The sequence below is a fragment of the Novosphingobium sp. FG137 genome (assembly GCF_057809735.1).
The window spans coordinates 417,884-443,686 of sequence record NZ_JBMDKN010000003.1 but is presented as its reverse complement, the minus strand read 5'-3'; the positions used below and the strand labels follow the sequence as shown (position 1 = coordinate 443,686).

Sequence of the window (25,803 nt, the reverse complement as noted above, 5' to 3'; positions counted from 1 at the left end):
TCCCGAGTCTGTGGCTGCCGCCTTCATCCAAATAAACGAATCCAAATCATGAGGATAGCCAAAGCGGCAGGCTTCGCCTGGACATCCGATATCATCGGGGCGAGCGTCTTCGCATGGGGCGCGGCAAGTGCGCTCGAAGCGCAGTTGCAAGGCACGTCGGGCATCGCCGCCGGTGCCGCGCTCATGCTGCTCGGCGGCCTGCTGCGGCTTGCCAGCCAGTACGGCGCGCAGGTCATCGGATTCGATGCAGGCCGCGCGCTGGCCCGCCTGCGGCGCGGAGAGCTGTTTCCCCGCCTGCTCGCAATCGCGGGCCCCTCTGCGCCTGCGCTCGGCGCTACCGCGACGCTGGGGATCGACCATGTCGCCGCCGAACAGGCGCGGGCCGCGCGGTTCAATCCAGTCCGCAAGTCCGCCACGCTTGCCCCCGTGCTTGTCGTTCTCGTGGTCGCGTTGCAGAGCCGGGTGGCCGCGCTGATCCTGTTTCTCACGCTGATCCCCTTCGTGATCGGCATGGTCCTCGCCGGCGGCGCCGCGCGGCAGGCGGCGGACCGGCAGATGGCGGCAATCACTGCACTGTCCGCGCTCTATGTCGACCGCATCCGGCACCTGCCGATCATCCGGCATTTCGCCGCGGAAGACCGCATCGCACGCCAGGCTGGCGGCGCCGCGCAGGATGTGGCGGAGCGCACGATCGCGGTCCTGCGCGCGGCGTTCCTTTCAAGCGCGGTGCTCGAATTCTTCGCCGCGCTGAGCGTGGCTTTGGTTGCGGTCTATTGCGGGTTCAGCCTGCTCGGCCTGCTGCCGTTCACCCCGCCCGAACAGCTCGATTACCGCGCGGCGTTCTTCGTGCTGGTGATGGCGCCCGAATTCTACCTGCCGATGCGCCGCCTCGCTGCCGCGTACCACGAGAAGCAACTGGGCGAAGCAGCCGAGAAGGCGCTGGAGGAGGTTTCCGAACCCGTGCCCCGCCCCGCCGCATCCAGCCAAGTCGCGCTACGCGACGTGGTCGTCGCCTGGCCCGGCAACCGCATCGGCCCGATCAGCTTCGAACTTGGTGCGCGCGGCCTTGTCTGCGTGACCGGGCCGACTGGCAGCGGCAAGACCAGCCTCCTCGGCGCGATTGCCGGGCAAGTCGCGCCTAGCGAGGGCATGCTCGCAACCCTGCCGGCAGAGGCCATCGCATGGGCCGGGCAAGTGCCACTGCTGCTGCCAACGACGCTGGACGACAACCTGCGGCTCGGCCGGCCCGATGCTGCCGCAACGGACGTAGCGGAAGCCGCGCGCGCGGTCGGGCTGGATGCCCTGCTCGCGCGCCGGGCGGATGGCCTTGCCACCGCGATCGATCACCACGGCGCTTGGCTTTCGGGCGGCGAGCGGCGGCGGCTCGGCCTTGCCCGCGCGCTGATCGCAGACCGCGCGCTGCTGCTTGCCGACGAGCCGACGGCGGACCTCGATACGGCCAGCGCCGAACGCATCATCGCGCTGCTGGTGGCAGAAGCGCAGAAGCGTGCGGTGATTGTCGCCACGCATGACGAGCGCCTTGCCGCCGCCGCCGATCAGGTGATCGCGCTGTGATCACGGTGCGCTTTCCCCTTCCGCTCCCGCCGCGCGTCAGGAGCCGCATCGTGCTCGGCTTTGTGGCGGCGCTCGCAGCCGGGGTCGGCGGCCTTGTGCTGCTGGCGCTTTCGGGCTGGTTCCTCACCGCTGCCGCGCTCGCGGGGGCAAGCGGCGCGATGGCCATCGCGGGCTTCAACTACCTGATCCCCAGCGCCGCGATCCGCGGATTGGCAGTGGTGCGCACCGCCGCGCGCTATGGCGAGCGGCTGTGGAGCCACGAGGCCGCGCTCCATGCGCTGGCGGGCCTGCGCAGCACTCTGTTTGCCCGGCTCGCCCATGCCGAAGGCCGCAGCGCACCGGACCTCGCCAGCGGGGATGCGAGCGCGCGGCTGATCGGCGATATCGCAGCGCTGGAAGATCTTGTCGTGCGGCGGCCCGGCATTCCGGCGGCCTTCGGCACGATGCTGATCGGATTGGGCGCCGTGGCGCTGGCAGGATGGCTCGCGGCGCTGCTGCTCGTGGCCGTCCTGGCACTCTTGCTCACCGCGCTCGCCGCGTTGCCGCCCCGCCTGAGCGCCGCGCCGGCCGCCGAAGCGGCAGAGGCGACCGCGCGGCTGCGGCGCATGCTGGTAGACTACGCCGGAGCGCGCAACGAGATCATCACGTACGGGCTGGCAGACCGCGTCACCGCCCTGCTGGTCGCCGAGGCCGACCGGCTCGATGATGCGCAGCGCAAGCTGGCCCGGATCGAGGCGGCGAGCAGCGGGTTGCTCATTTTCGCCAGCGCAGTGGCCGCCGCCGCGACGCTACTTTCCAGCGCAGCCTCGCCGCCGCTGACCGCCCTCGCCATGCTGGCGGCAACAGCGAGTATCGAGGCGGTGGCCGCCATTGCCCGCTCCAGCGCGCGGGAAGCCGCCGTCGCCGAAGGCACGGAACGGCTGCGGGTGCTGCTCGCCCTGCCTGCACCGCAGAGCGAGCCGACCGTCGCCGCAGCGCCTGCCACGCTGGGCCTTGGCACGGCGGACTTCGCGCCGGGCAGCCGCATTGCGCTGACCGGGGCATCGGGATCGGGCAAGACGCAGGTGATCGAGGCACTGGCGGGGCTGCGCGCTCCTGCACACAGCCTCACCCTTGGCGGCACTGCACTGGCGGCGCTGCCGGGTGCGGCCATCCGCCAGCAGATCGCGCTTGCGCCGCAGGAGCCGATGCTGATCGCCGGCACGGTTGCCGACAACCTGCGCCTCGCGCGGCCGGGGATCGACACGGCGGCCATGGAACAGGCGCTGCGCACCGCGCAACTGTGGGAGCGGATCCAGCGCATGCCGCAGGGCCTCGATACCATGCTGGGCGAGGATGGCGGCATTCTCTCTGGCGGTGAGCGCAAACGCCTCTCGCTGGCACGCGCACTGCTGGCGGATCGGCCCTGGCTGCTGCTCGACGAGCCGACCGAGGGCCTCGATTCCGCGACCGAAGCCGCCCTTGTCGCAGCGCTCCGTGCCTGGCTGGATGCAAGGGGAGCCGGCCTGCTGATCGCCTCGCACCGCCCGGCGCCGCTGGCATTGGCGCAGGTTCAGGTTCCGGTCGAGCGGGTTGCCCCCGCAGCCGGATAGCCCGGCGCCGCCGGCCTAACCTATTCGCCAGCCGCACCAGTGCCGCCGATCGGATAGACTGCCCCCATCGAAGGGGAGGCCCACATGACAGTCACCGTCCTCACTCTGCTCAAGCGTCGCCCCGACATGAGCAAGGCTGATTTCATCGCCTATTACGAGACACACCATCGCCTGATCGGTGAGAAGGTGCTGGGCCCCTGGGCGATCCGCTATGAACGCAAGCACCTTAACCCAATGGATGGCAGCGACATCGAGTACGACTTCGACGTGGCGATGGAGATCGAATTTGCCGACGAGGCGGCGATGGCCGCATGTTTTGCCGCGCTGGCCGAGCCCGAGACACGGCGCGAGATAACCGAGGACGAGGAGCGCCTGTTCGACCGGCCGCGCATGCGCGTCTACCGGGTGGAGCAGCACCGTTCCGCTATGCCGGGCTGAGCGGCGCTTCAGACCACCAGAATGCCTGCGTAGACCTGACGCAGCACTTCGTTCGAAAGTCGCTGGGTCCGCCGCGTACGCGCTTCACCGAATACTGGCTGCTGCAGAAGCAGGCCCATGTGCAGCACGTTCACAAAGTCGCTGGCCAGCTTCATCTGTTCCCACTGATCGCGCCAGTGCGGGAAGGCCTCGATCATCTCGGTAATCCACACCTCATCGTACCGACGCGCGACGGGGCCGAAGAACTGATCGAGTTCCACGTCCGTGCGCGCGGCGACGGCGAGTTCGAGGTAGGCGGAGTATTCGCGGGTCTGCACGCTGCGCCAGTGGGCGGCCGTGGCGATCTCCAGCCGCTCGCTTTCCGAGGCATGCTGCATCTTCGTAAGATAATCTTCGAGAAACAGGCGCATGCGTTCGAAGAACACGTGTTCGACGACAGCGCCGACAAGGTCCATGCGGGTGGGAAAATGGTGATGCATCGCCCCGCGCGAGACGCCGGTGCGCTCCACCACATCCTGCGTGGTGAGCCCGGAGTAGCCCTCTTCGACAAGGCAATCGATCGCCGCCTCGACAATGCGCAGCCTCGTTCGCGCGCTCTTCTGCTGCTGCCAGCGCGCCGGTTCCGCGCTGCGGCCCCCGGGCAGCAAAGCATCGAGAACGCGCGTCTTTGTCGTCGATCCGGTCACTGGCCTGCCCCTGCCCCGTTTGCGCCCGCTTGCCCCGATCCCCATCCTGCCCTGGGCTCACATGTCGAAAAACCCCGTACTCCGGGCAATCCTACTCGTTCGATCTCCTGCCAGCCAGCAGCATCTTGCGGTGCGTGGATGGGCTCACGCCGAAAACGGCACGATAGCACTGCGAGAAGTACGCGTGTGACTGGAAGCCGGTGCGATAGCCGATCTGCGAGACTGGCAGGTCTCCGGTTGCGAGCATCCGCGCGGCTTGCTGGAGGCGCAGTCGCGTCTGGTAGGTGACGAACCCGCTGCCAAAGGTGCTGGTGAACCGGCGCGAGAAGTAGGAAGGCGAGAGCGCGCAGAGCAAAGCGGCTTGGGTTAGCCCAAGAGGCTTTTCGGGAAAGCGTTCCCAATGCTGGAGCAGCGGGCGAAAGGGGGACAGGGCAGCCGTTGGCCCGGTGCCTCGCCCGCCATGCGACCCGAACGCGTCCTTCAGCGCAAGCACAAGGGCCTCTAGGATCACGCGCACCTGCGCTTCAGGGGTATCGTCCGCGAGGCTGCCCGCAAGCCAGTCCAGCAGCAGCGCCATGCGCTGCGCGCCAAGCGAACCGGGTTTGGCCGCGCAGGCGACTTGCGGGAGCGCGGGGAGACCGGGATCGACGGCGAGCGGATCGAACTGAACAAGCGTCCAGCAGCGTTCGCCGGGCGCAAAAGCAAAGTCGTGGATCGCCATGCCGGGGGCATAGAGGACCGAGCCCGGCGAGAACGGCCATTCGCCCGCTTCGCTGATGAAGCTGCCGCTGCCTTGCTCAAGGAACACGAGTTCGGCGGGGCCGTGGAAATGGAGGAACCGGTCGGGCACGGGCGCGCCGCGTGGCTGGTGAACCCGCTCAAGGCGAACCGAACGTCCGGGCGGGAGGGCGACAGGTTCGGACAGTGCGGGCAGCATGACAAGATATTGATAGCTTATCGCCGGAATTGTCGCAATCGTGCCGGATGGTGGGAGGAAACGCTACAGGTATAGTCTGGCAAGCGGTCCAGTGCCGGACCGCCCCCCTGCAAGACGGAAAGCGCGCCTGCCATGCTCGATCTGCCCTACGCTGTCCCGCACGACCTGATCGAGCGCTACGCGCGCGAGGGCTTCGTGCGCCTGCCGGGCCTGCTCGATGCGGAGACGCTGGGGCACTACGGCGAAGAAATCACCCAGCTGACGCTCGCGCTCAACACGCAGGACAAGCCGCTCGAAGAGCGCGAGACCTATGATCAGGCTTTTCTGCAGGTGATGAACCTGTGGCGCTCGTCCGAGCTGGCGCGCCGCTTCGTGTTCGGGCAGCGGCTGGCCGGTGTGGCGGCGCAGCTGATGGGCGTGAAGGGCGTGCGGCTCTATCACGACCAGTCGCTTTACAAGGAGCCCTCCGGCGGGATCACCCCGGCGCATGCCGACCAGTATTACTGGCCGCTCGCCAACGACCGGGCAATCACCGCGTGGATCCCGCTCCAGCCCGTGCCGCCAGAGATGGGGCCGCTGGAGTTCTATTCCGGGAGCCATCACAGCGAGCTCGGCCGCAATCTCCCGATTTCGGACGAAAGCGAGGCGCGGATCACTGCCGAAATGGAAGCGCAGGGGCACCCGATCGACCGCGCGGCCTATGCGCTGGGCGATGTCAGTTTCCACGGCGGCTGGACCTTCCACCGCGCCGGGCCAAACCTCAGCGAGCAGCCGCGTTCGGTTATGACGATGATCTACGTCGATGCAGAAATGATCGTGGCCGAGCCGGTCAATGCCATGCAGCAGACCGATCTGGCGCGGTGGCTGCCGGGGCTCGCACCGGGAGATCGTGCGGCCTCACCGCTCAATCCGGTGCTGTTCGATGGCGGACTTGCACGATGAAGTGGGGCATCGCTCTCGCGGCCCTGCTGGCCCTTGCCACTCCGGCCGAGGCACGGCCTGTCTCACCGCCGCCCGAGATGGTCTACCACATCTTTGTGCGCAGCTTTGCCGACAGCAATGGCGACCGGCAGGGCGATCTCATCGGCATCCGCCAGCGGCTCGATTATCTGCAGCGGCTAGGGGTGACGACGGTGATGCTGACGCCGCTCTATCCCTCGCAATTCTACCACAACTACTTTGCTGACGATTTCGAGGGGATCGATCCCGAATTCGGCACCATGGCGGATTTCGCGGCGCTGGTGCGCGATGCCCATGCGCGGGGGATGAAGATCGTGCTGGACGAGGAAATCCAGTACGTTTCAGACCGGCATGAATGGCGCACCGCTTCTGCCGGGCACCCTGAGAGCGCTTACGGCAAGTTCCTGCTCTATCGCGACGGCACGAACACCACGCCAGTGCCGACCTTGCTGGGAACCAACGATTTCATCGTCTGGCCGGGCCAGAAGCGGCAGGTGTTCACCGTCAATCTCGCCGAGCCCGAAGTTCAGAGCTACTTCGCGCGCTACCTTGCCCGCTGGGCCGATCCTGATGGCGATGGCGATCCTTCCGACGGGGTGGACGGCTTTCGCATCGACCACATGATGGACGATCTCGACAACGCGGGCGTGTTGAAAGACCTCCTGGCCGGTTTCTGGGCGCCGATCATCACCAAGCTGCACGGCCTCAATCCGAAGCTGACGATCATTGCCGAGCAGGCCGATTGGGGCGACGGCGCCGCGTTCTTTGCCAGGGGCAAGGTCGACCGGGTCTTCGCGTTCCCGATCTGGCACGCGGCAGGCAAGCTCGATGCGGCGGGGTTCGCGGCAGCCATTGCAGGATCGAACACGGCCGTTCCGGCGGGGCGGAGCCAGCTCGTGTTCGTTGAGAACCACGACACGCCGCGCTTTGCCCATGGCGCGGCGCGGCGGGCAGAGATCCTTCGGCTGGGCGCAGCGATCACCCTGCTCACGGGGTGGGTGCCGAGCCTCTACTACGGGCAGGAAATCGGCATGTCGGGCACGCAGACCGATGACTATGCCGCCAAGGGAGACCAGCCCGCCAACGCCGACGCGCGCGACATTCCGCTGCGGCAGGCCTTCCGCTGGGTGCCCGATCCGATGGCGGCGGAGAATGCGGCCTGGTATCGGCAATACCCCGAGGCCTATCACACGCCCGACAGCAACGGTCCGGGCGACGGGGTCTCGGTGGCGGAGCAGGCCGGGCGGCCGGGCTCGCTGCTCGAAACCTACCGGAAGCTGGCAGCCTTGCGGGCGCGCTGGCCGGCGCTGGGGCATGGCGAGACGCGGGTTGTGGCGCAGGAGAAGAACCTCGTGTTGATCGAGCGGCGGGCAAAAGCGGGCAAGGCGCTGGTGCTGTTCAATTTCGGCGGTGCGGACGAAAGCGCCAGCCTGCCGCTGCCAAGCGGTGCGGTGCGGCGCTATGGCGAGGCGCGGCGGAACGACGCAGGCCGCCTCGCCGCGCCGCCCTATTCGGCGACTGTCTGGACCACGGCGCCGTGATCGATCGCCGCCAGATGCTGGCGCTGACCGCAGCGGCGGGGGCATGGCCACTCGTGGGCCGGGCAGCGGAGGACCGCGCGGGCCTTGTCGATCCCTTCATCGGTACGGACGGCACCGGGCACACCTTCCCCGGCCCGAGCCGCCCCTTCGGCATGATCCAGCCCGGACCTGACAACGCCGCCTCAGGCTGGGAGTATACCTCCGGCTATCAGTACCGCGCCCCGCGCCTTCTCGGCTTTTCACAGAACCGCGCGAGCGGGACGGGCATTCCCGAACTCGGCGATGTCCTGCTGCAACCCTGCCTTGATCGGCGCGAAGACCTGGCCAGCACCTATGCCAAGGCCAGCGAAGTGGCACGACCGGGCTACTATGCGGTGACGCTGGCGGACAACGGCGTGCGGGTGGAACTGACCTCCAGCTTGCGCAGCGCCTTCCACCGCTACCGCTTTGCGCGCAGCGGCCGGGTGTGGGTGCTGGTCGATCTGCAGCACGGCCTTACCTTCAGGACGGACCGTCAGCCGGTGCAGTCGGTCGCCAACACCTTCAGCGCCGATGGCTTTGAAGGCGAGGCCCTGCGGCAGAACTGGACCACCCGGCACGTGGCGTGGTCGGCCCAGTTCAACCGGCCCATTGCCGAGGTCGGAACCCTGCCGCCGCGCGCCGGAGACGCCGCGCCGCGCTATCTGCTGGGCTTCGATCTGGGCGAGGACGCCACCCTTCTGGTGCGCATCGGGCTTTCGACGACCGACCGGACCGGCGCACGGCGCAATCGTGACGAGCGCGGCGGGTGGGACTTCGACGCTATCGCCACTGAGAGCCGCAGCGAATGGAGCGCCCTGCTCGACCGGGTACGCATCGATGCACCCGCGCAGCAACAGCGCATCCTGGCAACCGCGCTCTACCATCTGTTCCTGCATCCCTCGGTCGTCAGCGACGTTGATGGCCGCTGGCGCGGTCCGGATGGCAAGCTGCGGCAAGTGGCAAAGGGCCTGCGCTATTCGACGCTCTCGCTGTGGGACAGCTTCCGCGCGGCCAATCCGCTCTACACGCTGCTGGTGCCCGAGCGCGTCGACGATTTTGTGAATACGCTGCTCGATCACTGCGATGCAGCTGGGCGGCTACCGAAATGGCCGATCTGGGGCGGCGAGACGGGCACGATGATCGGCGAACCGGCGCTGCCCGTGATCGCCGATGCCTGGGCCAAGGGCTTTCGCGGGTTCGATGGCAAACGCGCGCTCGCGGCCATGGTGGCGACCTCCACGCGCGATGCCAAACCGCTCTATCCGGGCGACGATTCCCTCTCGGTCTGGTCGATCTACGACCGCTACGGCTACTACCCCTTCGATCTCGTCGGCGGCGAGGCGGTTTCGCGCTCGCTCGAAGCCGGGATTGGCGATGCGGCGACCGCGCGCATGGCAGCCATGCTGGGCGAGACCGCCCTCGCCCACCGCTTCGATGCACGCGCGGCTGGCTGGCGCCAGTTGATCGATCCCGAAACGCGCCTTGCCCGCGGGCGCGACAGCAAGGGCCACTGGCGCACGCCGTTTGACCCACTTGCGCCCACATCGCCGCTCAACAATCCGGGCGATTACACCGAAGCCAACGCCTGGCAATACACGTGGACGCCGGCGCTGCATGATACGCGCGGCTTGATCGAGGCGTGGGGCGGCAAGGCTGGACTCAAGACCATGCTTGACCGCTTTTTCTTCGGCCTCACCGCCACCAAAGGCGCCGAATACCTCGGCCAGGAAGCGATGATCGGCCAATATGCGCACGGTAACGAGCCGAGCCACCACATCGCCTGGCTCTATGCCTTCACCGACAGCCCGGAGACCGGCCACCGCCTGATCGCGCGGATCGCGCACGATTTCTATCGCGATGTCCCGGCCGGGATCATGGGCAACGAAGACGCCGGACAGATGAGCGCGTGGTATGTGTTCGCCGCCCTCGGGTTCTATCCGGTGGATCCTTCGAGCGGCACCTATGTCGCCGGGGTGCCGCTGGTGCGCCGCGCAACCATCACCGTTCCCGGCCGCCGTCCGCTCGTGATCGAAAGCCGGGGCAAGGGCGACAGGCTGCGAGCGCTGCGCCTCGATGGGCAGCCATTGCCGCCCACCCGCATCCCGCATCGCAAACTGGCAACCGGCGGGCGACTGGATTTCGATCTCTAGTCCTTCCGGCTGGCCCGCGCCTCGCGCTTGATGATCTCCAGACCCTGCGGATCGACAAGCTGGTCATAGAGCGCAAAGTTGTTGGCATGGCCGAACTGATGGAGGTTGAACGCGGACTGGATCGCGTTCCACATGCCCTGTGCGTCCATCGACTGGTTGACGCTCATCTTGGCAGTCTTGAGCCCGATGGCCGGGCGCGAGGCGATCTTTTCGGCCATCTTGAGCGTGAAGCTCTCAAGTTCGGCGCGGGGCACAACTTCGTTGACCATGCCAAGCGTCTTGGCCTCCGCCGCGCCGATCGGCTCGCCCGTGAACAGCATCTGCTTGGCCTTGCGGTGGCCAAGTTCGAACGCGTGGACGAAGAATTCGTGCCCGTTCATGCCGAATGCCACCACCGGATCGGAGAATTCCACATCGTCGGCTGCGATGATCAGGTCGAACGGCCAGATCAGCATGAGCCCGCCCGCGATCGCTTTGCCCTGCACAGACACGATGATCGGCTTGGGCAAGTTGCGCCAGCGCCAGCAGAAGCCGAGGTAGATTTCCTGCTCGCGCGACATGTGGCCCTGCGGCCCCGGACTGCGATAGCCGCCAAAGCCGAGGATAGGCGGACGCAGATCACCGATGCGGTCGCGGTCGCCAAGGTCATGCCCGGAGGAGAAGTTCTTGCCGTCCGCCGCGAAGATCACGACGTTCACTTCGTCATCGTCCATCGCGATATCGAGCGCGTCATTGATTTCGTAGAGCATGCGCAGCGACTGCGCGTTGTGCTTGTCGGGCCGGGCCAGCGTGATCCGGGCAACGCGGTCTGCGGGCCTGTCATAGCGGATGTCCTCGAATGCCGGCATGTCACGCATGATAGTTATCCCTTCCTGTTGCCCCTGCGGCGGCGCATTTGACACGGTAATGCACTGGCGGCGCGGGCCTGTCCGCCCGCATATTCGCCAGTTTACGCAGGTGTCATGAGGCAGGATGCCTCGCAGCGAACGGTTGGGGATTTGACGATGGATCTGGGAATTGCGGGCCGCAAGGCACTGGTCAACGGCGGCAGCGCCGGGATGGGGCGCGGCGCCGCGCTGGCTTTGGCGCGCGAAGGCGTGGAGGTGTTCATTTCGGCGCGCGGCAAGGATCGGCTAGAGGCAACTTGCGCCGCCATTGCCGCCGAGACTGGCGGTAAGGTGCACGGGATCGCGGCAGACCACGCCAGCGACGAGGGCCGCGCCGCGATCCTTGCCGCCTGCCCCGATCCCGATATCCTCGTCGCGACTTGCGCCCCGCCGCCCTTCACCGGCGATTTCCGCGACGTCTCCCGCGAGGAATTCGAACGCTCCGTCGCGACCGCGCTGCTCAGCCCGATTGACTACATCAAGGCGGTTTCAGTGCCGATGGTCGAGCGGCGCTGGGGCCGGATCGTCAACATCAGCACCGGGGCGGCGAAGTATCCGGCGGCAATGCGCGTGCTTTCAGGCCCGCCGCGCGCGGCGCTGGCCAACTATTGCCATGCGATTTCCAAGGAGCTCGCCCGCTTCAAGGTGACGGTCAATTCCGTGCTGCCGGGGATGCACCACACGCCCGGGATCGAGGAAATGATGGGCCCGCGCGTGGCGGCAAACGGGCGCACTTATGACGAGGAAGTCGCGTCTTTCGTGAAAGCGGTGCGCATTCCCGCCGGTCGCTTCGGCGATGCCGAAGACCTGGGCGCGCTGGTGGCCATGCTGTGCAGCGCGCAGTCGAGCTTCCTCACCGGCCAGTCGCTGGTCGTCGATGGCGGGATGGGGACGTCGATCTTCTAGGCGCTAATTCAGTGCGTACCCCGCCCCGCGGATCAGCTTGCCCGGCCGCGCGCCGGTCGATTGGTCGAAGCGCCGGATAACCTCACCGGCCACGATGGTCGCTTCGTAGCCGCTCGCGCGTTGGTGCAGGCGGCGTCCGCCGGCAGGCAGATCGCGCACGACTTCGGGCAGATGCAGCGAGAGGCCGTCGAGGTCGATCACGTTCAGATCGGCCCGCGCGCCCACCTTCAGTAGGCCGCGATCATCAAGCCCGACCGCCCGCGCCGCCTTGCGGGTGAGCATGTGGACGGCATCGGCCAGTTCCAGCTTGAGCGGCCCCGCGCCTTTCACGAACTGGGTGAGCAGGTAGGTCGAATAGCTCGCATCGCAGATCGCGCCGTAATGCGCGCCGCCATCGCCGAGGCCGGGAACGCAATAGGGATGGCGCAGCATCTCGTGCGCGCTGTCCAGCGTCGCGTTCTCGTAATTGCCCAGTGCGGCCAGGAACAGGCCGCGCCCGTTCGTTTCCAGAAGCCGGTCGTAGGCGATCTCCTGCGGCGTGCAGCCGCGCGCGGCGGCCTGCCCTGCCATGCTCATGTGCGCGGGCGGGGCATAGTCCGGCGGATTATCGAGCGGGAACAGCCAGCGCCAGCTGCGCGCCAGCGCGTTGAACGGGTGGCCGGGCGCGAAATCCTCGCTCAGCAAGGCCTCGCGCAGGGCCGGATCGCGCATCGCGGCGACTTGTTCGGGAATCGAAAGGTGCGCGATCTTCGACCAGCTCGGGCAGAGCACGAAGGGATGCACTGTGAGCTCCAGCCCCGCGATCAGGCCGATCGGACGCGGCATGACCTGAGCGTGGGCCACTCCGCCCGCCGCATTGGTCGCCTCCAGCTTTTCGAGCACCCGCCGCCAGCGCGGCGGCGCATCGTTGCCGGAGGCGAGCGTGAACGTGGCGGGCCGTCCGCTGGCGGCAATCACCCGCTCGATCACGCGGTATTCCTTGTCCCACCCGACAAAGGCATCGAGTACGACCTGGAACGTGCCGGCCCCCACATCCCCCATGCCGCGCGTGATCGCTTCCAGTTCGGCAATATCGGCATCGAACGTGGGGATCGCGCCGCCATCGGCGGTTTTGTGGATCGAGAGACGCGAAGTGGCAAAGCCGATCGCGCCCGCGCGCATCGCCTCGGCCGTCAGGTGCCGCATCAGTGCAAGGTCCGCCTCGGTCGCCGGTTCGCGCGCCGCACCGCGCTCGCCCATCGCATAGACGCGCAGGGGCGAGTGCGGCAGGTACGCGGCGATATCGATATCGCGCTTTCCGGCCGCAACTTTGTCGAGATACTCCGGGAACGTCTCCCAGTCCCACGCAAGCCCCTCGGTCATCACCACGCCGGGGATATCCTCGACGCCTTCCATCACGTTGATCAGCATCTCGTGATCGGCCTTGCGGCAGGGCGCGAAGCCGACGCCGCAATTGCCCATCACCGCAGCTGTCACCCCATGCGCGGAGGAAGGCGAGAGCTCTTCGGCCCAGATGCACTGGCCGTCGTAATGCGTGTGGACGTCGATGAAGCCGGGGGTGACGATCCGGCCTTTGGCGTCGATTTCCTCTGCGCCGCGTCCGCTGAACGCGCCGATGGCGGCGATGCGCCCGCCCGCGATGGCGAGATCGCCCTCGATCAGGTCGCCGCCGCTGCCGTCGGCGATCGTGCTGCCCCGGATCACGATGTCATAATCGGCCTGCATGGGCTTATCCTCCCTGAACCACGCGCACGATCCCGCCGATCAGCGAGCCGAGCACGAACGTGTAGATCGGCGGCATCGAGATATAGAGCGGGATCAGCCGCTTCTCGGCCGCCTGATGATAGCCGCGCGCATAAAGTACCCGCATGAAGGGCCAGATCGCGCCGATCCCGGCGGCCCAATACGGGCTCACCACATAGGCGAAGAGCCACATGCCGGGCAGGAACAGCACAAGATGCTCCAGCGTGTTCTGATGCGCGCGGACGTAGCGCTCGTACTCCTCGGGGCCGCTATGCGAGGGCACCGCAATCTTGAACCGCCCGCGCGCCAGCCCCGCCATCAGCAGCGTGAAATAGTAGGCCAGCAGCGCCAGCGCGCTGACGATCACGACATAGACGTATGGATCGATCACAGTGCGCGCGCCTCTTCCCTTGTGCTTTGGATAGAGGCTGACGCAGCGGGGACCCGGCGGCAACTCGCACTTTTGGCACCAATCTGGTCAAACCTTCCCTGCATTCTCGCGGGCCCGCAGTTCTTCCTTCAGCGCGGCCTTTGAAATCTTGTTCGCGCCGCTCAGCGGCATCGGCTGGTCGCGGATCTCCAGTGTGCGCGGGCATTTGTAGTGCGCAAGGATGTTCCGGCAGTGGTCGATAAGCTCGCGCTCCGTCGCCGCCATGCCCGCCTTCAGGGTCGCGACGGCATGAACCGCCTCACCCCAGTGTTCGTGCGGGCGGCCGAATACGGCACATTGCGAAACCGCCGGGTGCGCGGACAGCGCGTTCTCGACCTCGAGCGAGTAGACGTTCTCGCCCCCGGAAATGATCATGTCCTTCAGCCGGTCGATCACGAAGAGATAGCCCTCATCGTCGAAGTAGCCGATGTCACCGGTGTGCATCCAGCCGCCACGCAGTGCCTCTGCGGTGAGGTCGGGCCGGTTCCAGTAGCCGAGCATGACGTTCGGCCCGCGCGCGACGATCTCGCCGGCTTCCCCGGCCGGAAGCAGACGGTCCTGCGCATTGACGATGCCCACTTCGGCGAACATCACAGGCCTTCCCGCCGACCGCAGGCGGCCGCTTGCCCACCGCTCGGGCAGATGGTCGTAGCAATCGAGGATGGTCACCACCGGCGAAAGTTCGGTCATGCCGTAGGACTGAAGAAAGCCGACATTGGGCAGCGCCGCCATGATTTCCCTGAGCAGCGCTTCGGGCATTGGTGCAGACCCGTAGGAAAGCACGCGCAGCGAGCTGAGATCGGCTTCGATCAGCGCCGGATCGTCGAGCATCGCGCGCAGCATTGTCGGCACGAATGTGGCGTGGGTGACGCCCGTCCACTCGATCGCCGCTATGACTTCACCCGCGACAAAGCGCGGCAGCAACACGTGGGTGCCCGCCGCGTGGGTCACCGAGAACACCCGGGCCGCGGCTGCGACATGGAACAGCGGGCCGTGATGCAGATGGACGATATCGGGTCCGAAACCGAGTTCGCCGTAGGTGTTCGCGGTATTGGCGACAAAATTGGCGTGGCTCAGCATGACGCCCTTCGCCGCGCTCGTGGTGCCGCTGGTGTACATCAGGACGGCAAGATCATCGCCGCCGCGCCCCTGATCGGGCAGGGGTGCGGTTTCCTCGATAAGGCCTTCAAGGCTGCGCATTCCGGCGGGCGCATCGCCCTCTCCCGCGTGGAGAAGCGGCACCGCGCCGCCCGCCGCCGCCAGCAGATCGCCGCCAAGGTCGCAGAAATCGGTGCCCAGCACGATCACATCCGGCTTGCAGTCCGCCACCTGATCGCACAGTTCACCCAACGCCAGACGGTGGTTGAGCGGAGTGATCGCCCCGCCCGCGTGGATCGCAGCGAAGAAGCATTCCAGCGAATGGTGGCTGTTAAGCGAGAGCAGTACGACACGGCCGCCCGGCTTGAGACCAAGCACGGCAAACGCCCCCGCAAGCCGCGCGACGCGGTCCGCAAAGGCATTCCATGTGAACGATCTGGCGCCATCGATGACAGCCACGCCATCGCCGCGCATGTGCACCGCGTGCCGCAGGGCCTGCCCCAGACTGACCGACTTGTTCACGCCGCGAATCTCCCTCTTTCGCCTTGCTCTACGAGCTTCGCTGCCACGGCAGGAGCTGTTCAATGTGGCAGCGCGCCGTTATCACCGCCTAAGCCTGCTTACGGGTATTGCCCCGCGCGGCGCAAACGGGCCATGCGGCGCGTGATGACACTCAAGGTAGACATGGGATTCGATGGTGCCGGGGGTGCGGCACTGGTCGATCTGGAGGAGCTGCTGGCGACCCGCCTGCTCGTCCAGGGCAATTCCGGCTCGGGCAAGTCGCATCTGCTGCGCCGCTTGCTGGAGAAGAGTGCCGGGCAGGTCCAGCAGGTCATCATCGATCCCGAGGGCGATTTCGTCACGCTGTCCGGCCCCTATGGCCATGTCTCGGTAGAGGCGATCGACTATTCCATTGGCGAGATCGCGCACTTTGCGCGGCGCTGCCGGGAGCACCGCACTTCCGTGGTCCTCAGCCTTGAAGGGCTGGAGATGGAAGGGCAGATGCGCTGCGCCGCCGCGTTCCTCTCCGGCCTCTTCGACGCCCCGCGCGAGCACTGGTTTCCCGCGCTCGTGGTGGTTGATGAAGCGCAGATCTTTGCCCCTGCCGCCGGCGCGGAAGTCAGCGAGGAGGTCCGCCGCGCTTCACTGGGCGCGATGACCAACCTCATGTCGCGCGGGCGCAAACGCGGGCTTGCCGGGATCATCGCCACGCAGCGCCTCGCCAAGCTTTCCAAGAACGTGGCGGCGGAGGCGAGTAACTTCCTGATGGGCCGCACGTTCCTCGATATCGACATGGCACGCGCAGCCGATCTGCTAGGCATGGAGCGGCGGCAGGCCGAATCCATCCGCGATCTGGCGCGCGGCACCTTCCTCGGCCTTGGCCCCGCCATCGCGCGGCGTCCGGTGATGCTGCGGATCGGCCCGGTCGAGACATCTGCGCGCAGCAGCAGCCCGGTGCTGGTGCCGCTGCCCGATGCACCCGCGCCCGACATGCGCGAATTCCTGCTGGCAGGGCTCGACGAAGCGCCCCTCCCCCCGCCCGCCCCGACACCGCGCCCCCAGCCGGCCACGCTCGTGCTCGAAGAACTGGCGCGCATGCCGATTGCGCCGGTCGCCGAAGAGCCGCTCGAACCGGTCGAACCCGAACCGGTCATGGTCGCCGCCCTGCGCGCGATCGGATCGGACGAGGAAGCGACCGGCAAGACGACCGCGGTGCTGTTTCAGGACTTTCAGGTTCGCTGCCGGATGCACGGCCTGCGGCAGGCCCCGCTCGATCTCGCCGGCTTCACCCGCCGTCTGGCTGCCGCCCGCGCCGGCATTTTCGAAGGACTGGAGGACGAATGGGCGCCAGCGCTCGAAGCCGGCCGCCGCGTGCCGGATGACATGCTGGGCGCCTTCCTCCTCATCGCGCGCGCCGCCAGCGAGGGCCGCCCTTGCCCCAGCGATCAGGAACTGGCGCTGGTCTATGGCACCAGCTCGCTCGGGCGCGCGCGGCGGGTGCTGAGCTACATGGAAGAGCGCGACATCATCGTGGCGCGCACCGACCTTTCGGGCCGCCGCTCGATCACGATCCCCGCGCTGGGCTGGACGACTTCACCCACTGAGCCCTGAGCCCCCGCGTCAGAACCGGTAGCCCAGCCGCACGTACCAGTTGCGGCCGTTGGCATAGTTGCGCCCGGCATATTCGGGCACTGATCCGAAGAAGCCGGTAACCCAGTAGGTCTTGTCGAACACGTTGTTGAGGCCGGCGGTCAGCGTCACCCGGTCATGCGCGGTCTTGAAGGTCACGCTGGTGTTGGCGACGGCATAGGCGGGCACGATCTCGGAATCGAGGTTGGCAACGCCGAGGCCGTTGAACTGCTTGCCGACGCCATCGACAGAGCCGGTCAGGGCCAGGCTGCCGAGATTGCCGATGGGCTGCTCGAACGTTGCGCCCACGCTGAAGCTGTAGTCCGGCGCGGCCACCGGCTTGGCGTTGAGGCCGGGGGCGAAGCCATAGAAATCGGGCGCAAAGATCGGATGAGTCGGATCCGCGCGGGTATACTTCGCATCGAGCAAGCCGAGGTTGCCGTAGAATTGTAGTGCGCGCACCGGGGACCAGTTGATCTCGAGTTCAAGGCCGTTGATGCGCTGGTCGGACAGCGCGACCGTCTGCGGCGAAATGAGGTCAGCGTGGTTCTTGAACTTGCTGCTGAAGGCCGTGAGGTTTGTTCGCAGCGTCCGGCCAAACCATTCGGCCTTGATCCCCGCTTCGAAGGTCTTGACCGTTTCAGGTTCGAGGTAGTTCGAAGCCGGCCCGGGGCTCGTTGCACGGTCTCCCTCGAGATTGCCCGCCTTGTAGCCTTCGGTATAGGTTCCATAGAGCAGGATATCGGGGGTCGCCTGCCAGTTGAGGCCCACGCGCGGGGTGAAGCGCGCGTAATCGCGCGCCGGGTTAACCGGGAAGCCGGGATAGCGGGTCAGGTTGTCCTCGAAGCGGGAATCATACGCGATCTTCTTCTTGTCCCAGGTCTGCCGCGCGCCGCCGATCAGCGAGAGGTTCTTCACCAGCTCCCAGCTCGCATCGAAGTAGACCGCATAGCTCTTCGAATCGAGGTTGGTGTCCTGATAGGAGCCGCCAAACCGCTCGGTGTAGCCGGGGTGAACGACCGGCGAGAACTCCACCGGCACGCCGATGGTCGAGCCATACTGCAACTGGTGCCACTGGTTGCTGAAGTAGTAGAGCCCGGCGGTGTACTTGAACGTCTCCGCGATCGAGCCGGTCAGCTGGAATTCCTGGCTGAACTGCTTGTAGTCCTCGTGCGTCTCCACCGTGCTGCCGATGGTGACGCCAAAGATCGTCGAGCGCGAGCTGCGCCCGCTGAGCTGGGTGACATAATCGCCGGTGTACTTACGGAAGCCGCTGATCGACTTGAACGTGCCGAGCCCGGTTTCAATACTGCTCTTGAAGACGATTCCGTAGCCATCATAGTGCGAGCCCGGCCACTTGCGGAAACCGCCCTGCGCGGTGAGCGGCTCGAACGAACCGCGATTGGGGCCATAGAGCGGACGAAAATTCGATGTGCCGCTTTTCGAGAGCAGCTGCGCCAGCGACATGGGATTATCGGGCACGATCGGGGTCGAGAGATTGGTGCCGTCGTCCTGCTTGTAGCCGTCGACATTGAGCTCGAACTCGACGCCCGCCGTCGGCTGCCACAGGCTGGAGAAGCGGCCGCCATAGTGCTTGGTGCGCGAAACGTCGTCGCTCAGAACCTTGTTGGCGTTGTCGACCAGCTTCATGAAGCCATCGTTCTGCGTGAGGTAGGCATCGAGCTTGATCGCCAGTTTGTCGGCAATCAGAGGAATCGAGACGTAGCCCTTGATATCGCCGCGGTTGTTGCTGCCGACCGCGCCGGTGAGCGAGGCCTGCACCGCAGTCAGATCGGGACGGCGCGGGATGAACTTGATCGCACCTACCGTGGCGTTGCGGCCATAAAGCGTGCCTTGCGGCCCGCGCAGCACTTCAACCCGTTCGAAATCGATCTGGTCGATATAGGCCGCGGCGGTCGATTGCAGGTAGATGTCGTCAACGAAGACGGCGACGGCGTTTTCCGCGTTCCAGTTGTTGTTCGCGCGGCCCGCACCGCGCAAGTAGAACTGCGGCGCGGAGAACGACACCGTGTTTCGCGGCGCCTGGAAGTTGGGCACGACGGACGACATATCCATCACGCTCTGCACGTCACGGCGCTGCAATTGCGCGCCGGTCAGCGCGGAAATGGCAATCGGCACTTCCTGCAGCTTTTCGCGCCGCTTGCGGGCCGTGACGATGATTTCCTCGATCCCGCCTTGCGTGCTGCCGGCGCTTGCCTGCGCCGTAGCGGCGGCCTGCTGCGCGAGTGCTGGCGCGGTGGGCAGGAAAGCCAATCCGGCGACTGCGGCTCCGGCGAGCAGCGGCCAATGGCGAATTGGCGACTTGGCGGATGGAATGGTCACGGCAGCGCTCTCCCTCGATTGTTTTTCTCGATTCGACGATTCCTGATGGCGCAGGCGCGGAAACGGCTCACCTTACTTTTGGATAGCTTGCACCTTCGGACGAATTGCGCGGCGCAATTCCGCTCCGAGCGCGACGCGGCCTTGCGCCCGGCAGCACCGCCACCGCGCTGATTCTGGCCGAAAGAAAGGTGGCTTTCGCCGCGCCCTGGCGTCTCTTCCCGCATCAGGACTGCCAGATCCGGGCAGCGCAGACCGCTGCTGCAGAACGCCATGTTGGGAGAACACTATGGAAGTCGCATTCTTCATCCCGCCGACCGTGGGTTCACGGGAAGAACTCATGCAAGGCCTCGCCGGGCGGCGCACCGATCTCTATCAGCGCATGCTGAAGGACCTGACCGAAATCGCCCAGTTCATGGACGAGTACGGCTATTTCGGCATGGGCTTTACCGAGCACCACCTCTCGGTCGAGGGCATGACGCTGTCGAACAGCCCCTCCATGCTGGGGCTCTATCTTGCCAATCAGACCAAGCACCTCAACTTCGGCGCGCTGGGCTATGTGCTGCCGGTGCACGATCCGCTGCGGGTCGCTGCCGAAGTGACCATGCTCGATCAGATGACGCAGGGCCGCGCCTTTGCCGGCTTTGCGCGCGGGGTGCAGACGCGCTGGATCAACACCATGGCGCAGCACCGCTACAGTCTGGCCGACAACATCACCGATCCCAAGCAGTACGACGATGACCGCCGCAAGCTGTTCTACGAACACCTCGAGATCATCCTCAAAGCCTGGGACAACGACACCTTCTCGCACAAGGGCGATTTCTGGACGATCCCGGCACCGCGGACGGCCTGGCCCGGCCAGCGCATGAGCCGCGAGATGGGTGGCCGCAGCCTTGATGCCGATGGGAACCTCGTCGAAGTCGGCGTCGCGCCTGCGATGTACAACCGTAAGCGGCCGATCATGTTCGAGCCGTTCTCGGTCAGCCACAGCTCGATCGAGACGGCGGCTTCCAACGGCCTCATCCCGATCGGGATCATGTGCGATCCGGAGATCGTCTCGCAGCAGATTGATGCGGCGCAGCGCGGCTGGGAGAAAGCGGGTGTCAGCACGCGGCGCGGCGAGAAACTGGGCTTCGCGCGCTACATGATCGTAGGCGAAACCGATGCCGAAGCGATGGAATTTGCTGAGCTTGCGATGTTCGAGTGGATCTACTTCTTCGCGCAGTTCGGCTTCAACGCGGTGCTGGCGAAGCAGGGCGAGGACTGGCGCGACATCCCCTCGACCATCCCAGAATTCATCAAGCGCGGCATCCTGTTCTGCGGCAGCCCCGATACGGTGAACCGCCAGCTCGAAGCGGCGCTGAAGACGATGCCGATCGATTACCTCTGGCTGTTCACGCCCAACGAGCTGCTGCCGCAGAAGATGATGATGAAGCACCTCGATCTGATGACCCGCAAGGTGCTGCCCAACTTCACCGACAAGATCGGGCCGAACATCCACCGCAAGGCCGCAGCCTGAGATGGACTACGCCAGTCTTTGGGGCGATGTGCACCGCTCGGCGTTCGAGCAAGGCTATCTCGACGCCGGCGGGGTACGGACCCGCTTCATCCGCGCAGGGGACCGCTCCGCGCCCAAGCTGATCTTCCTCCACGGGACGGGCGGCCATGCCGAGGCGTTCCTGCGCAATCTCGATGCGCATGCCGCGCATTTCGATACGGTGCTGATCGACTATCTGGGCCACGGCTGGACCGACAAGCCGGACGTGGCCTACGAAATGCCGGACTACTCCGCGCACCTTGCGGCCACGCTCGATGCGCTGGGGTTCGCCAGCGCATCGATCTGCGGCGAATCGATGGGGGGCTGGATCGCGGCGTGGTTCGCAATCCATTATCCGGACCGGGTTGACCGCCTCGTGCTCAACACCATGGGCGGCGCGACGATGAACCCGGCGGTGATGAAGACCGTCTACGACATGACCCTCGCGGCGGTGGAAGACCCGGAAACGCTCACCCGGCCCCGGCTCGAATGGCTGATGGCCGATCCTTCCGTCGTCACCGACGATCTCGTCGCCTGCCGCACGCGGATCTATGCGCAGCCGGGGATGAAGGAAGCGATGCGCCGCATCCTCTGCCTGCAGGTAGAGGAGCCGAGGCGGCGCAACCTGATGACGCCTGCCAATATGGGCCTGATCAAGGCGCCTACCCTGGTGATCTGGACCAGCAAGGACCCCACCGCCTCGGTCGAGACCGGGCGCGAGATCGCCAGCTGGATCCCGGCTTCCGAATTTGCGGTGATGCAGAACTGCGGGCACTGGCCACAGTACGAGAAGCCGGAGGAATACAACCGGCTCTCGCTGCAGTTCCTGCTGGGCGGACGCAGCAAAGGGGCCGCCTGATGGCAGCGCAGGTGCTGTGCATGAGCCACGGCGGGCTCATGAACTTTTCCGATCTGCTGAGCGAAGAGGAGGACGCCGAAGTCGCTGCCGAGATCGCCGAGGCCCGCCGCGCGGTGGCGGACTTTGCGCCCGATCTCGTCATCAAGTTCGGCAACGATCACAACAGCGGCTTCTCGCTGAAGCTGATGCCCGCGTTCCTTGTCGCAATGCGCGCCCGCACGCTCGGCGATTTCGGAACGACGGCCAAGCCGCTGGCGGTGCGTGAGGATGTGGCGCGGGCGCTGGTGAGCCACCTGCACGGCGCGGGCGTGGATGTCACCACATCCTACGATGCGCTGTTCGACCACGGCATCGTGATGGCGCTCGACAAGCTGTTCGAGGATGCTGCCAGCGTCCCGGTCGTCCCGGTCTTCACCAATTGCGGCGGCGATCTGCGCCCGCCGCTGTCGCGGTCCGAAGCGCTGGGCCGGGCCATCGGCGCCTATTTGCGCGATGAGCGGCCCGACCTGAAGGTGCTTTTCCTCGGCTCGGGCGGGCTCTCGCACGATCCGCCACTGCCCACCTTTGTCAGCGCGCCGCCCGAAGTGCAGCGCCGGATGATCGAGGGCACCACCTGGACGGAGGAATCGCTCGCCGTCCGCACCGCCAACGTGATCGCCGCCGGGCGCGAGCACGGGCGCGGCGAAGGGCCGCTGCAATCGCTCAACCCGGCGTGGGACACCTGGTTGCTGGGCCGGTTCACCGCCGGCGATCTTGCCGCCATCGTTCGCCAGAGCGACGCCGAAGTGATCGCGATGGGCGGGCGCGGCGGCAGCGAAATCCGCAACTGGATCGCCGCCTTTGCTGCGTTCGACGAATATGGGCGCGGCCTCTGCCGCATCGAACAGCGCTATTACCGCGCGTTGCCCAGTTGGATCACCGGCTTCGGCCTGATCCACGCAACCGCCGAAGCGGAGACCGCTCAGGCATGATCCCTTTGCCGCAAGCGCAAGCCATGCTCTACATCCTCCCGGATATGAGCCCCGCCGCCTCACGCCAGCCTGACCGGGCAATGCCTGCATGAGCGAGCGCGTCGATTGCGTGGTGATCGGTGCGGGCGTGGTGGGGCTTGCCTGCGGGGCGGCACTGGCCGCGGCGGGGCGCGAAGTGCTGGTGCTCGAACGGGCGGGCCTGATCGGCAGCGAGACGAGCAGCCGCAACTCCGAGGTGATCCACGCGGGCATCTACTATCCGCCCGGCTCGCTCAAGGCCCGGCTCTGCCGCGAGGGCAAGGCGCGGCTCTATGCCTATTGCGCTGCGCGGGGCGTGCCGCACCGGCGGCTGGGCAAGATCATCGTGGCGGCTGGCCCCGCGCAGGTCGGGCGGCTCGAAGCGATCCGGGCGAATGCCTTTGCCAATGACGTGGCCGATCTGGAATGGCTCTCCGCCGCCGATATCGCCCGGCTGGAGCCCGAAGTCATGGGTCACAGCGCGCTCTTCTCACCCTCGACCGGGATCGTCGACAGCCATGCGCTGATGCTGGCGCTGGAAGGGGATCTGGCGACCCATGGCGGGATGGTCGTGCTGGGTGCCGAGGTGGCAGGCGGGGCCTGCACGGCGGACGGCATCATGCTGCGTGTCGGGGGCGCCGAGCCGATGGAACTACAGGCGCAGACGGTCGTCAATTGCGCCGGGCTCCATGCCCCGGCGCTGGCCGCACGGCTGGACGGCCTTGCGCCGCAGCATGTGCCGCAAGCGTGGTTTGCCAAGGGGCACTATTTCCGCATGAGCGGCCGCGCGCCTTTCGCGCATCTGGTCTATCCCGTGCCCGAGCAGGGTGGCCTCGGCATCCACCTCACGCTCGACATGGGCGGGCAGGCCAAGTTCGGGCCGGATGTGAGCTGGACCGAAACCGCCGACTACAGCTTCGATGAGAGCCGCTTGGCGCGCTTCGTGGAGGCCATCCGCACTTACTATCCCGCCCTCGATGCCGAGCGGCTCCATGCCGACTACACCGGCATCCGCCCCAAGATCGCCGGACCCGGCATGCCGGATGCCGACTTCCGGATCGATGACGCGGGCGTCCACGGCGTGCCGGGGCTCGTCAACCTGTTCGGCATCGAATCCCCGGGCCTGACCGCAAGCCTCGCCATCGCCGACGAGGTCGCGGCGCGCCTCAGGCGTTGAAATTGAGCCGCAGGCCCGGCCGCGGCCAGCGCATCTTCACAAGCTGCCCCGCGCCCGAAAGTGTCATCCATGCCGTCTGCATGTCCTCGCCGCCAAAGGCGATGTTGGTGGTGGCGGGATCGCCCGTTTCGACCAGATCGACCGACCGGCCCTCGGGCGAAATCACCCGGATTCCGCCAGTCGCCAGCGCGGCGACGCAGACGTTGCCATTCGCCTCGATCGCCATGGAATCGTAGAGTTCAAAGCCGGGCGCGCCATAAAGCAGGGCCTCGGGATTGAGCAGCCCGGCGGGAACCTCGACCACGCCCGGCGCCGTTACCTTGTAGTGCCAGACCCGGCCGACCATCGTTTCCGAAACGTAGAGCGTCCCCCCATCGGGCGAAAGGCCGATGCCATTGGCGTGGCTGCACGGATAGACCTGCTCGCTGATGTGGGAGCCGTCGCAGCGTGCATAGTAGACCGCGCCGACATCCTCGTGGCGGGCATAGCGCTTGCCGTTGTCGGTGAACCAGAACCCGCCGTGCGCATCGAAGACGATGTCATTAGGGCCCTTGAGCGGCACATCGCCGCAATGGGTATAGAGCGTCTCGACCGCGCCATTGGCGAGATCGACGCGCTGGATGCTGCCGCCGGTGTAGTCCGGCGGGGTTAGACCGGGGAGCAGCGCGCCGTTCACTTCGTGCCATTCGAAGCCGCCGTTGTTGCAGATATAGGCCTTGCCATCAGGGCCGATTGCCGCGCCATTGGGGCCGCCGCCGGTTTCGGCCACAACCTCCACCGTTCCGTCCGGCCAAGCGCGGCTGAGCGTTCCGCGCGCGATCTCGACGAACAGCACGCTGCCATCGGCCATCACGATCGGCCCTTCCGGAAACAGCAGGCCGCTGGCGATCACTTCGAACTCGGTCATGTTGCTCTCCCGTGCTTTGTCCAGAGCGGCCCTAGGCTGCGGCCGGGATCGATTCACCCGCTGAAAGTTAGGTGCCCGGCGCGCCGGGTGCGCTACGCTGGTGCCAAAGCAAGCAAGGGGAGAGCGCGCGATGGCAGGGCAACTGAACGGGAAAGTGGTGATCGTGACAGGCGCGGGCAGCGGGATCGGCCTTGCCGCCGCGCAGCACTTTGCGGCCGAAGGCGCGCGGGTGATCGCGGCAGGGCGCACGCTGGCAGCGGTCGAAGCGGCGGTGCAGGAGATTGCGGCGGCGGGCGGGACTGCGGTTCCCTGCCGCGTGGATGTGGCGCTGGCGGATGATTGCAAGGCGATGGTCGACTTTGCCATGTCCCAATTCGGCCGGCTCGATGGGGCGTTCAACAATGCCGGGATCGACGGACCGCTCGTGCCCGCAGCAGACTATCCGGAGGACGCTTTCGATGCGGTGATCGCCGCCAATCTCAAGGGCGTGTGGAACTGCATGCGCTTCGAGATCCCGGCCATGCTGGCGGGCGGCGGCGGCGCGATCGTCAACAATGCCTCGAGCCTTGCCGAACTCGGCCAATACAACATGGTAGCCTATTGCGGCGCCAAGGCGGGCGTACTCGGCCTGACGCGCGGGGCAGCGCTCGATTACGGATCGCAGGGCATCCGGGTCAACGCGCTCTCCCCCGGCGTGGTCGAGACCCCGATGATGACCAGCCAGATGGCAGCCTATGACGGCCTGCGTGACATCCTGCTCGCACGGCACCCGATCGGCCGGCTCGGCGCGCCGCTCGAACTCGCGCGCGCGGCGGCATGGATGCTCTCGGACGAGGCCAGCTTCATGCTCGGCGCCAACGTGGCTGTCGATGGCGGCTACTGCGCGATCTGACGCCGCGA

At 66.5% G+C, this 25,803-nt stretch carries 21 protein-coding genes; 13 read left to right on the top strand and 8 right to left on the bottom strand.

Annotated elements, in window-relative coordinates:
* Nucleotides 1-48: 48 nt before the first annotated feature.
* From ACODS2_RS11590 to ACODS2_RS11580, 3 genes are all read left to right on the top strand, one after another.
* Nucleotides 49-1,575, top strand: coding sequence for an ATP-binding cassette domain-containing protein (locus tag ACODS2_RS11590; RefSeq protein WP_488998940.1), 1,527 nt, complete (start codon nt 49-51; stop codon nt 1,573-1,575).
* Nucleotides 1,572-3,167, top strand: coding sequence for an amino acid ABC transporter ATP-binding/permease protein (locus ACODS2_RS11585; protein WP_488998939.1), 1,596 nt, complete (start codon nt 1,572-1,574; stop codon nt 3,165-3,167). The genes ACODS2_RS11590 and ACODS2_RS11585 overlap by 4 nt, the downstream gene beginning before the upstream one ends.
* A gap of 84 nt (nt 3,168-3,251) precedes the next feature.
* Nucleotides 3,252-3,605 carry an EthD domain-containing protein gene (locus ACODS2_RS11580; RefSeq protein ID WP_488998938.1) on the top strand — a complete coding sequence of 118 codons (354 nt, stop codon included), beginning with the start codon at nt 3,252-3,254 and terminating at the stop codon, nt 3,603-3,605.
* Nucleotides 3,606-3,613: 8 nt separating this feature from the next.
* Here the strand turns inward: ACODS2_RS11580 and ACODS2_RS11575 are convergent, their stop codons facing one another.
* Complete coding sequence (locus tag ACODS2_RS11575; RefSeq protein ID WP_488998937.1) at nt 3,614-4,291, bottom strand: TetR/AcrR family transcriptional regulator; 678 nt, start codon at nt 4,289-4,291, stop codon at nt 3,614-3,616.
* Between the two features lie 91 nt (nt 4,292-4,382).
* Nucleotides 4,383-5,228, bottom strand: a complete 846-nt coding sequence (locus ACODS2_RS11570) for a helix-turn-helix transcriptional regulator (protein ID WP_488998936.1) — start codon at nt 5,226-5,228, stop codon at nt 4,383-4,385.
* A gap of 132 nt (nt 5,229-5,360) precedes the next feature.
* Here ACODS2_RS11570 and ACODS2_RS11565 point away from each other — a divergent pair, with 132 nt between their 5' ends.
* From ACODS2_RS11565 to ACODS2_RS11555, 3 genes are read left to right on the top strand one after another with little or no spacing between them, the layout of a single operon-like run.
* Entirely contained in the window at nt 5,361-6,170 is an 810-nt protein-coding gene (locus tag ACODS2_RS11565) for a phytanoyl-CoA dioxygenase family protein (protein ID WP_488998935.1), read from the top strand.
* Entirely contained in the window at nt 6,167-7,729 is a 1,563-nt protein-coding gene (locus tag ACODS2_RS11560; RefSeq protein WP_488998934.1) for an alpha-amylase family glycosyl hydrolase, read from the top strand. Before ACODS2_RS11565 ends, ACODS2_RS11560 begins: the two co-directional genes overlap by 4 nt.
* Nucleotides 7,726-9,900, top strand: a complete 2,175-nt coding sequence (locus ACODS2_RS11555) for a GH92 family glycosyl hydrolase (RefSeq protein ID WP_488998933.1) — start codon at nt 7,726-7,728, stop codon at nt 9,898-9,900. The genes ACODS2_RS11560 and ACODS2_RS11555 overlap by 4 nt, the downstream gene beginning before the upstream one ends.
* Here the strand turns inward: ACODS2_RS11555 and ACODS2_RS11550 are convergent.
* On the bottom strand, nt 9,897-10,757 hold the full coding sequence (locus ACODS2_RS11550; protein ID WP_488998932.1) for an enoyl-CoA hydratase: 861 nt from the start codon (nt 10,755-10,757) through the stop codon (nt 9,897-9,899). The two genes, ACODS2_RS11555 and ACODS2_RS11550, sit on opposite strands and share 4 nt — an antisense overlap.
* Before the next feature lie 147 nt (nt 10,758-10,904).
* Here ACODS2_RS11550 and ACODS2_RS11545 point away from each other — a divergent pair, with 147 nt between their 5' ends.
* Nucleotides 10,905-11,693 carry an SDR family oxidoreductase gene (locus ACODS2_RS11545; protein ID WP_488998931.1) on the top strand — a complete coding sequence of 263 codons (789 nt, stop codon included), beginning with the start codon at nt 10,905-10,907 and terminating at the stop codon, nt 11,691-11,693.
* Between the two features lie 3 nt (nt 11,694-11,696).
* Here ACODS2_RS11545 and ACODS2_RS11540 read toward each other — a convergent pair whose 3' ends face one another.
* The 3 genes from ACODS2_RS11540 to ACODS2_RS11530 all read right to left on the bottom strand — a co-directional run bounded on the left by ACODS2_RS11540 (nt 11,697) and on the right by ACODS2_RS11530 (nt 15,486).
* Nucleotides 11,697-13,418, bottom strand: a complete 1,722-nt coding sequence (locus ACODS2_RS11540; protein ID WP_488998930.1) for an N-acyl-D-amino-acid deacylase family protein — start codon at nt 13,416-13,418, stop codon at nt 11,697-11,699.
* A 4-nt stretch (nt 13,419-13,422) separates the two neighbouring features.
* Nucleotides 13,423-13,827 carry an MAPEG family protein gene (locus ACODS2_RS11535; protein ID WP_298170314.1) on the bottom strand — a complete coding sequence of 135 codons (405 nt, stop codon included), beginning with the start codon at nt 13,825-13,827 and terminating at the stop codon, nt 13,423-13,425.
* A gap of 87 nt (nt 13,828-13,914) precedes the next feature.
* Nucleotides 13,915-15,486, bottom strand: coding sequence for an AMP-binding protein (locus tag ACODS2_RS11530; protein ID WP_488998929.1), 1,572 nt, complete (start codon nt 15,484-15,486; stop codon nt 13,915-13,917).
* 144 nt (nt 15,487-15,630) lie between these two features.
* Between ACODS2_RS11530 and ACODS2_RS11525 the strand changes: the two genes are divergently transcribed.
* Nucleotides 15,631-17,076, top strand: a complete 1,446-nt coding sequence (locus tag ACODS2_RS11525; protein ID WP_488998928.1) for a helicase HerA domain-containing protein — start codon at nt 15,631-15,633, stop codon at nt 17,074-17,076.
* A 9-nt stretch (nt 17,077-17,085) separates the two neighbouring features.
* On the opposite strand, the gene ACODS2_RS11520 is transcribed toward ACODS2_RS11525, so the two are convergent.
* Nucleotides 17,086-19,437 carry a TonB-dependent receptor gene (locus tag ACODS2_RS11520; RefSeq protein WP_488998927.1) on the bottom strand — a complete coding sequence of 784 codons (2,352 nt, stop codon included), beginning with the start codon at nt 19,435-19,437 and terminating at the stop codon, nt 17,086-17,088.
* Between the two features lie 286 nt (nt 19,438-19,723).
* On the opposite strand from ACODS2_RS11520, the gene ACODS2_RS11515 reads away from it, so the two are divergent.
* The 4 genes from ACODS2_RS11515 to ACODS2_RS11500 all read left to right on the top strand — a co-directional run bounded on the left by ACODS2_RS11515 (nt 19,724) and on the right by ACODS2_RS11500 (nt 23,996).
* Complete coding sequence (locus ACODS2_RS11515) at nt 19,724-20,953, top strand: LLM class flavin-dependent oxidoreductase (protein ID WP_488998926.1); 1,230 nt, start codon at nt 19,724-19,726, stop codon at nt 20,951-20,953.
* A 1-nt stretch (nt 20,954) separates the two neighbouring features.
* On the top strand, nt 20,955-21,830 hold the full coding sequence (locus ACODS2_RS11510) for an alpha/beta fold hydrolase (RefSeq protein ID WP_488998925.1): 876 nt from the start codon (nt 20,955-20,957) through the stop codon (nt 21,828-21,830).
* Nucleotides 21,830-22,801, top strand: a complete 972-nt coding sequence (locus ACODS2_RS11505; RefSeq protein ID WP_488998924.1) for a DODA-type extradiol aromatic ring-opening family dioxygenase — start codon at nt 21,830-21,832, stop codon at nt 22,799-22,801. Before ACODS2_RS11510 ends, ACODS2_RS11505 begins: the two co-directional genes overlap by 1 nt.
* An 88-nt stretch (nt 22,802-22,889) precedes the next feature.
* On the top strand, nt 22,890-23,996 hold the full coding sequence (locus tag ACODS2_RS11500; protein ID WP_488998923.1) for an NAD(P)/FAD-dependent oxidoreductase: 1,107 nt from the start codon (nt 22,890-22,892) through the stop codon (nt 23,994-23,996).
* Here ACODS2_RS11500 and ACODS2_RS11495 read toward each other — a convergent pair.
* Nucleotides 23,986-24,903 (bottom strand): SMP-30/gluconolactonase/LRE family protein, encoded by a 918-nt coding sequence (locus ACODS2_RS11495; protein ID WP_488998922.1) that lies wholly within the window; start codon nt 24,901-24,903, stop codon nt 23,986-23,988. The two genes, ACODS2_RS11500 and ACODS2_RS11495, sit on opposite strands and share 11 nt — an antisense overlap.
* 130 nt (nt 24,904-25,033) lie before the next feature.
* On the opposite strand from ACODS2_RS11495, the gene ACODS2_RS11490 reads away from it, so the two are divergent.
* The gene (locus ACODS2_RS11490) at nt 25,034-25,795 is read left to right on the top strand and encodes an SDR family NAD(P)-dependent oxidoreductase (protein ID WP_488998921.1); all 762 of its coding nucleotides are present in this window, start codon (nt 25,034-25,036) and stop codon (nt 25,793-25,795) included.
* Nucleotides 25,796-25,803 lie beyond the last annotated feature (8 nt).

Bases quoted from the DNA above. Each gene is read 5' to 3' on its own strand.
- ACODS2_RS11490 (WP_488998921.1), top strand. From the start codon at position 25,034: ATGGCAGGGCAACTGAACGGGAAAGTGGTGATCGTGACAGGCGCGGGC.
- ACODS2_RS11545 (WP_488998931.1), top strand. From the start codon at position 10,905: ATGGATCTGGGAATTGCGGGCCGCAAGGCACTGGTCAACGGCGGCAGC.
- ACODS2_RS11550 (WP_488998932.1), bottom strand. From the start codon at position 10,757: ATGCGTGACATGCCGGCATTCGAGGACATCCGCTATGACAGGCCCGCA.
- ACODS2_RS11565 (WP_488998935.1), top strand. From the start codon at position 5,361: ATGCTCGATCTGCCCTACGCTGTCCCGCACGACCTGATCGAGCGCTAC.
- ACODS2_RS11525 (WP_488998928.1), top strand. From the start codon at position 15,631: ATGACACTCAAGGTAGACATGGGATTCGATGGTGCCGGGGGTGCGGCA.
- ACODS2_RS11500 (WP_488998923.1), top strand. From the start codon at position 22,890: ATGAGCGAGCGCGTCGATTGCGTGGTGATCGGTGCGGGCGTGGTGGGG.
- ACODS2_RS11515 (WP_488998926.1), top strand. From the start codon at position 19,724: ATGGAAGTCGCATTCTTCATCCCGCCGACCGTGGGTTCACGGGAAGAA.
- ACODS2_RS11570 (WP_488998936.1), bottom strand. From the start codon at position 5,228: ATGCTGCCCGCACTGTCCGAACCTGTCGCCCTCCCGCCCGGACGTTCG.
- ACODS2_RS11495 (WP_488998922.1), bottom strand. From the start codon at position 24,903: ATGACCGAGTTCGAAGTGATCGCCAGCGGCCTGCTGTTTCCGGAAGGG.
- ACODS2_RS11510 (WP_488998925.1), top strand. From the start codon at position 20,955: ATGGACTACGCCAGTCTTTGGGGCGATGTGCACCGCTCGGCGTTCGAG.
- ACODS2_RS11580 (WP_488998938.1), top strand. From the start codon at position 3,252: ATGACAGTCACCGTCCTCACTCTGCTCAAGCGTCGCCCCGACATGAGC.
- ACODS2_RS11590 (WP_488998940.1), top strand. From the start codon at position 49: ATGAGGATAGCCAAAGCGGCAGGCTTCGCCTGGACATCCGATATCATC.
- ACODS2_RS11560 (WP_488998934.1), top strand. From the start codon at position 6,167: ATGAAGTGGGGCATCGCTCTCGCGGCCCTGCTGGCCCTTGCCACTCCG.
- ACODS2_RS11505 (WP_488998924.1), top strand. From the start codon at position 21,830: ATGGCAGCGCAGGTGCTGTGCATGAGCCACGGCGGGCTCATGAACTTT.
- ACODS2_RS11540 (WP_488998930.1), bottom strand. From the start codon at position 13,418: ATGCAGGCCGATTATGACATCGTGATCCGGGGCAGCACGATCGCCGAC.